The organism is Henriciella barbarensis (genome assembly GCF_003576345.1).
GTDB classification, from domain to species: Bacteria; Pseudomonadota; Alphaproteobacteria; order Caulobacterales; family Hyphomonadaceae; genus Henriciella; species Henriciella barbarensis.
In genome coordinates this window covers 1-6,848 of sequence record NZ_QWGB01000013.1, presented here as the reverse complement: position 1 = coordinate 6,848, position 6,848 = coordinate 1, and the positions used below count along the sequence as shown (strand labels likewise).

Sequence of the window (6,848 nt, the reverse complement as noted above, 5' to 3'; positions counted from 1 at the left end):
AACATAAGGCCCATCATTGCGGCAGCTGTCATGTCCACATGATCGGCGGGAGCTATTTCGGCGCCGCCATTCAGCCTGAGATTCAGACTAAGCGGCTTCGTCCGGGCTTGGCATTCCACGCGAGCCTCGTTCCGGATGGCCTATACCGACCTCCCCGCGCCTAGACCGACGACACCAAAACTTTGTGCTGCTCCGGCTGCACTGTCGTTGAATCTGGACGAGGAAACCATCCAAAATGAAAATTCTGCTATGTGGCGCTGTTGCCGCAATAGGCCTGCCTGCCATGGTCGGCGCAGCCTATGCCGAGGGGTGCAGTGCTACCCCGCTCCGGGCGATCGAGTATGATCAGACGCCTCCGCTCACGCTGGAACAGGCTGTTGCGCGAGCCGGCAATACCGCGCCCGAAATCCTGATTGCCGCCTTGGAAGCGAGAGCCGCTTCGGCCGATGCCGACCAGGCCGGGCGGCGGCTCAACCCGGCGGTTTCCCTGGAGACCGAGAACTTTGCGGGCACCGGCGGTCTCGAAGGCTTTAATGCCTATGAGACGACGCTGGCGCTGGAACAGACCTTCCAACTCGGAGGCAAACGTCGCTTGTCCGAGAGAGCTGCAAGGGCCGAGGCCGCGCTTGCAAGCGCAAAGTGCAACGTCCAGCGATTGGAAGTCCAGCGGCTTGCGGGTGAACTCTTTCTTGACTTGCAGGCAGCAATCGAAATGGCCGCAGTGGCAGATGCATCGGCCAAACTGGCCGAGGAGTTTGCATATATTGTTGAGCGTCGCGTCGACGCAGGAGCCACAGCCCCGCCCGAGCTGTCCCGTGCAAAAGCCGAAGCAGCGATCCTTCAGGCCACCGCCGATGCGGCCCAAGGCGAGGCGGAAGCCCGTGCACTGGCGCTCGCCTCGGTCTGGGGCAGCGCCAAGGTAGATTTCATCCTGCCGAGAGCAGAGGCTTCACACTTGGCGCTCTACGGTACGGAACCGGATCCTGACGGTGCTAAACATCCAAAATTGCAAGCGGCTCAAGCCGGTGCGGAAGCCAAGGTGGCAGCGACAGACCGCGCGCGGGCCGGCGCCTGGCCGGATATTACCGTCTCTACTGGCATCCGGCGCTTTGAGGACACCGGAGACAGTGCATTCCTCGTGGGGGTAAGCCTGCCATTGCCGGTCTTTGACCGTAACCAGGATGCTACAAGGGCAGCCAAATTCCGCACCGAAGGGGCCGAACTGAATGCCAGGGCCATCGAAGCGAGGCTGAGAGCCGAGCAGGCGAGCCGCGCCGCGCAAATCCGGGGCGCAGAATCCCGATTGCAGCGTCTTGAGGAAGAGGCCCTGCCCTTCGCCGAAGATGCCTACGCTTCAGCCGCCGAAGGCTACCGGGTTGGCAAGTTCGATCTCACCGCCACGCTCGATGCAAGACGCAGCCTAATTGAAACCCGCGCCGCCGTGATCGATGCCCGGCTGGCGCTCCTTACACAAACCCTGCGGCTGCGTGCGCTGATTGGCGCAGCGCCCTTCGACGGAGAGATCCAATGAAACTGAATTTGTTCTATGCGGCGCTGCTTTCTTCGGCGCTTCTATATCTTGGCGCCTGTGGCAATGACGCTCCCGCTTCACCACCTGCAGACCAGACGGCCCCGGAGGGCGAGGGCGACCATGAGAGCCATGCAGAAGACGGCAATGATCATGTCGAGCTGACCGCCGAGGAGGCGGAAGCTGCCGGTATCCGGACCGGGCCAGCCCAAACAGGAGCGGTTTCGGGCCAGCTGGAACTGCCGGCCGAGATCCGTTTCGATGCGGACCGTGTCGCAAGGGTCTCGCCACAGGTCGAGGGCACCGTTGCTCAGCTCTATGCAGGCGAAGGCGACATCGTGAAAGCCGGCGCCACGCTTGCCCGGCTGACCAGTCGTGAACTTGCCGGCCTAAAGGCCGATTATCTGAATGCCCTGAGCGCCGAGCGCCTCGCGCAAGCCGAGCTTGAGCGTGAGGAAAATCTCTGGGAGCAGAAAATCACCGCCGAGGCCGATCTGCAGTCGGCGCGTGCGGCATTCGCCGCAGCCAATGCCGGCCGGGAAGCTGCCGAAAACAGACTGCATGCCATCGGCATCGGTCATGGCACGCTGGACATGCTGGATGAGGCTGCGGACGGGTCGCTTGCGCAAGCCTATGTCACGGCGCCCCTGGCCGGAGAAGTGATCCAGCGAAGCGTTTCGCTTGGAGAAACCGTATCCGCTGGCGGCGCGCCCATCTTTGTCATCATTGATGATAGCGTCGTGTGGGCCGATATCGCGGTCTACAAGGAAGATCTCGGCAAGGTCAGCGAAGGCCAGACCGTGACATTCCAGCAGGAGGATGGCCGCGTCCTGGCCGAAGGGACAATTTCAAATGTTCTGCCTGTCATTAACGAGGCGTCCCGGACAGCAACAGCGCGCGTCATTGTCGACAATGCCGAACACAGGCTGAAGCCCGGTCAGTTCGTAACGGCGCGGATCGACACGGGAGAGGGGCGCCCCGTCGTGCGCGTTCCCTCCGATGCGATTGTCAGCGTCGAGGACAGGATGTCCGTCTTCGTCCCGACCGATGACGGGTTCGAACCGCGCGAGGTCCGCACAGGGAACAGCGCGAGGGGCTACACCGAGATCATTTCCGGGGTCGAGGCCGACGAAGCATTCGTTGCCGAGGGCGCCTTCACCCTGAAAGCGCAGCTTGAAAAAGACGCTTTCGGCGACGGCCACGCACACTAGGAGACCCGCAAAATGATCAATTTGATGCACCGCCTTGCGGGTGGCCGGCTGCTTGCCGCCATTGCCGCACTCGCTTTGTCGATCGGGGGGCTGTTTGCCTTTCGCAGCCTGCCTGTCGACGCTTTTCCCGATCCCTCACCTTCTCTGGTCCAAGTCTTCACCGAAACTGAAGGTCTGTCGCCCGAAGAGGTCGAACGCTATGTCACCTATCCGATCGAGACGGCCATGTCCGGCCTGCCCAAGGTCGACGAAATCCGCTCGACATCGAATTTCGGTCTGTCCGTCATCAATATCTATTTCGAGGATGGCACGGACGTCTATTTTGCCCGTCAGGTCGTAGGCGAACGCCTCGGCGAAGCCAGCGAAGCGATACCCGAGGGTTTTGGCACTCCGAAGATGGGGCCGATTTCGACCGGCCTCGGCATTATCATGTATTACCGTCTTGTGGATGAGACAGGCGAGCGATCGCTGGTCGAGCTGCGTGAGATCGCCGACTGGATGATCAAGTATCCGCTCCAATCCGTCGAGGGCGTGACAGAGGTGCTGTCGCTGGGCGGGTTTGAAAAACAGTACCAGGTCCGTCTCGATCCTGATCAACTGACCTCCTACGATCTCAGCGTCAGCGAGGTCATCGCTGCCCTGGAAAGCGCCAACCGAACAGCCGGCGCCCAATTCATCGAAATTGGTGCCGAACAGTACACGGTGCGCGGGGTCGGGCTCGCTCGAACCCTCAATGATCTCCGTGAAACGCCGGTCAAAACGGTGGATGGGCGAACGGTCCGCGTCAGCGACCTCGGTGATGTCGCGATTGGCGGCGGCGTGCGGCAGGGGCTCGCGACCGCAAATGGCGAAGGTGAGACCGTCGCCGGTCTCGTCCTGAAACTTTATGGCACCAACACATCGGAGGTGATCGAGAACGCACAGGCGCGTTTCGCTGAGATCAACCGATCGCTTCCTGACGGTGTGAAAGCCGTTCCGTATTATGATCAGGGTACGCTGGTGAAAAAGGCGGCCACAACGGTGACGACCGCGCTCTGGCAGGGCGCCCTTCTAGTCGCCGTGATCGTCTTCCTGTTTCTTGGCGGCTGGCGGCCAAGCCTGGTCGTCGTCATGGCCATCCCCTTCTCCGTCGGCTTTGCTTTCATTGCCATGAACATCCTTGGTATCGGGGCCAATCTGATGACACTGGGCGGGGTCGCGATTGCCATCGGTATGATGGTCGACGGCGCCATCGTCATCGCCGAGAACGTTGATCGCGGACTCCGCGAACGACGCGAGGATGAAGATAGCCGCACGACTGTCGCGCGAGCGAGCGCCGAAGTAATCGCGCCGCTGACTGCTGCCGTTGCCGTGGTGATCATCGTCTTCCTTCCGCTCTTCTCGCTACAGGGCACAGAGGGCAAGACGTTCCGGCCGCTCGCCGCTTCGGCCGCACTCGCGATGACAGGGTCGCTGATCTATGCGGCGCTCATCGCTCCGGCCATGGCGCTCGGCCTCATGCGTCCGCCCACGAGCAATAGCCAGGAGAGCGACAGTCGGCTTGTTTCACAGATCAAGCCGCTTGCGGCCTTCTTCGTCCGGCGTCGTCTTGCGGCGGTCGGGCTCGCGGGCATCCTGCTGCTGGTCGGGGGATTGTCGGCCACACGTCTCGGCTCGGAGTTCACTCCGGCGCTGGAGGAAGGCGACATAATTTTGAGAGTGACTATGGCGCCTTCCATCTCACTCACCGAGGCAAAGGAAACCTCGACGCGGATCGAGCAAAGAGTGCTAGATTCTTTCCCAGAGGTCAGTTCGATCGTCAGCCGGATCGGGCGCGGGGAAGTCGGCGCGCATGCCGACCCGGTCAACAGTATCGAGGCCTTCGTGGCGCTCAAACCCCGAAGCGAATGGCGCGATGGCATCAGCCCGGACGAACTTCGTGCGTCGATCTCCGAAAATCTCGGCAGCTTTCCAGGTGTCAGGGTTAATGTCGGCCAGCCGATCGCCATGTCGGTTGATGAACTCCTGACCGGCACAAAGGCGCAGCTGGCGGTCAAGATCTTCGGGCCGGATACGGAGGTTCTTCTGGAAGGCTCGCAGGATTTGCAGGCGGTCCTGCAGGAGATTCCGGGAGCCACAGACGTCCAGGCCGATCAGATCACCGGCGCGCCTCAGCTTGTGGTCTCGCTCGACCGTCCGGCGCTCGGCCGATACGGCCTGAGTGTCGAGGAGGCGCTTGACGCCTTGCGTTCAGGTGTTGGCGGGGCAGAGGCTGGCGCCGTTTTCCAGGGGGTACGCCAGTTCCCCGTCATCGTGCGCTATGCCGAAGAAGACCGCGACACGCCCGCGGCCATCGGACGGATCATTCTGGAATCATCCAGCGGCGCACGGGTTCCACTCGAAAGCGTGGCAGACATCAGGGAGATCGTCGGGCCGCGCCAGATCACGCGCGAGAATGGCGAGCGCTTCATCACCGTCCAGCTCAATGTGAGAGGACGCGACATCGGCAGCTATGTCGCCGATGCGCAGGCGGCGGTCGCCGGCCAGCTTGACTTACCGGCCGGTTACCGCGTCGAATGGGGCGGGCAGTTCGAACTCCAGCAAGAAGCGAATGCGCGGTTTGCGGTCGTGATCCCGATCACGCTGGGCATCGTGTTCCTGATCCTGCTATTAACCTTCGGGCGCATGAAATCAGCCATCCTGATCCTGCTCAACATTCCGCTGGCGCTGACCGGCGGCGCGATGGCGCTCTGGGTTGCGAGCCTGCCGATCTCGGTGCCCGCGACGGTCGGCTTTATTGCCCTGTTTGGCATCGCGCTCGGCAATGGCATGGTGCTGGTCAGCTTCATGGATGATTTTGCCAGGGAAGGCCGGGGCCGCGATGAACTTGCCGTCGAGGCGGCAGGCTTGCGGGCACGTCCTGTTCTGATGACCGCCCTTACGACGGCGCTCGGCCTTGCGCCACTGCTCTTCGCGAGTGGTGTCGGTGCTGAAGTGCAGCGGCCACTGGCCACGGTCGTCATGGGCGGGCTGGTCTCATCGACCGTGTTGACCTTGCTTGTCCTGCCAGCCCTTCACCGCTGGTTCGCACCGAAGCCCGACGCGCACCATTCCTTGTTGGAGGCCGAGCATGTTCATCCATCGTGAACTTCGCGTTGCGGTCATGTCGATTTCTCTCGCAGCCCTGGCGGGCTGCGGGAATCTCGGCAACGCGATGGTGTCCCTTTCAAGTGAGCAGGCGGCCAAGGTGCAGGAAGAATGCGGCCTGATACCATCAAAGAGCCGTGTCAAAAACGCGGTACACGCGCGGCGACGCGCGTATCTCGAATGCAAGCGCAAGGTGCTGGAAGAGGAGGCCGATCATGAGCCACGCACATGAACATGACAGCCTTGATCCCAAAAGCGGTGATCGCCGGGTCTCCATTGCTATCTGGGCAAACGCACTACTAACCGTTGGGCAGGTTGTCGGGGGGATTCTCTCCGGCAGCCTCGCGCTCATCGCCGATGCTCTGCACAATTTCTCTGATATGGCGTCGCTCGTCATCGCGTTCGCTGCGCGCAAGATTGCGCGGCGACCGGCTGATGAGCGGATGACCTTTGGGTATGGCCGCATCGAGATCGTCGCAGCCCTGATCAATTATACATCTTTGACCATCATCGGCCTCTATCTGATCTATGAGGGTGTCATGCGGATCATTGATCCCCCCGCCGTTGGCGGCTGGACGATCGTTATTCTTGGCGGTGTTGCGCTGGTCATCGATACGCTGACAGCCCTCCTGACCTATTCGATGCAGAAAGGGAGCGTGAATATCCGGGCGCTCTTCCTTCACAACCTTTCGGATGCACTCGCATCGGTAGCCGTGGTTGCAGGCGGAACGCTCATCCTCCTCTATGACTGGAGACTGGTCGATCCGCTCGTGACGATCGGTATCGCGGTATACATTCTCTATCTGTCGTTCCGTGAAATTGGCGGGCCGATCCATATGTTGATGCTGGGTAGCCCACCCGAGATCGACAATGCCGCCGTCGTGGAAGCGATGCGAAGTGTCGATGGCGTTGCGGACGTTCACCACGTGCATCTCTGGCAAATGCAGGAACACGAGACGGCGCTCGACTGTCACGTCGTTGTG

At 61.5% G+C, this 6,848-nt stretch carries 5 protein-coding genes; all 5 read left to right on the top strand.

Annotation, left to right across the window (positions count from 1 at the left end; all coding sequences use genetic code 11):
- Positions 1-235 precede the first annotated feature (235 nt).
- Complete coding sequence (locus D1224_RS14385) at positions 236-1,531, top strand: TolC family protein (protein WP_119380392.1); 1,296 nt, start codon at positions 236-238, stop codon at positions 1,529-1,531.
- Positions 1,528-2,739, top strand: coding sequence for an efflux RND transporter periplasmic adaptor subunit (locus D1224_RS14380; RefSeq protein WP_119380391.1), 1,212 nt, complete (start codon positions 1,528-1,530; stop codon positions 2,737-2,739). Before D1224_RS14385 ends, D1224_RS14380 begins: the two co-directional genes overlap by 4 nt.
- A gap of 12 nt (positions 2,740-2,751) precedes the next feature.
- A complete protein-coding gene (locus D1224_RS14375; RefSeq protein WP_119380636.1) occupies positions 2,752-5,865 on the top strand; it encodes an efflux RND transporter permease subunit in 3,114 nt (1,037 codons plus the stop codon).
- Positions 5,849-6,097, top strand: coding sequence for a hypothetical protein (locus D1224_RS14370; RefSeq protein WP_119380606.1), 249 nt, complete (start codon positions 5,849-5,851; stop codon positions 6,095-6,097). The genes D1224_RS14375 and D1224_RS14370 overlap by 17 nt, the downstream gene beginning before the upstream one ends.
- A partial coding sequence (locus D1224_RS14365; protein ID WP_147372408.1) for a cation diffusion facilitator family transporter occupies positions 6,081-6,848 on the top strand: 768 nt, incomplete at its 3' end. The genes D1224_RS14370 and D1224_RS14365, both read left to right, overlap by 17 nt.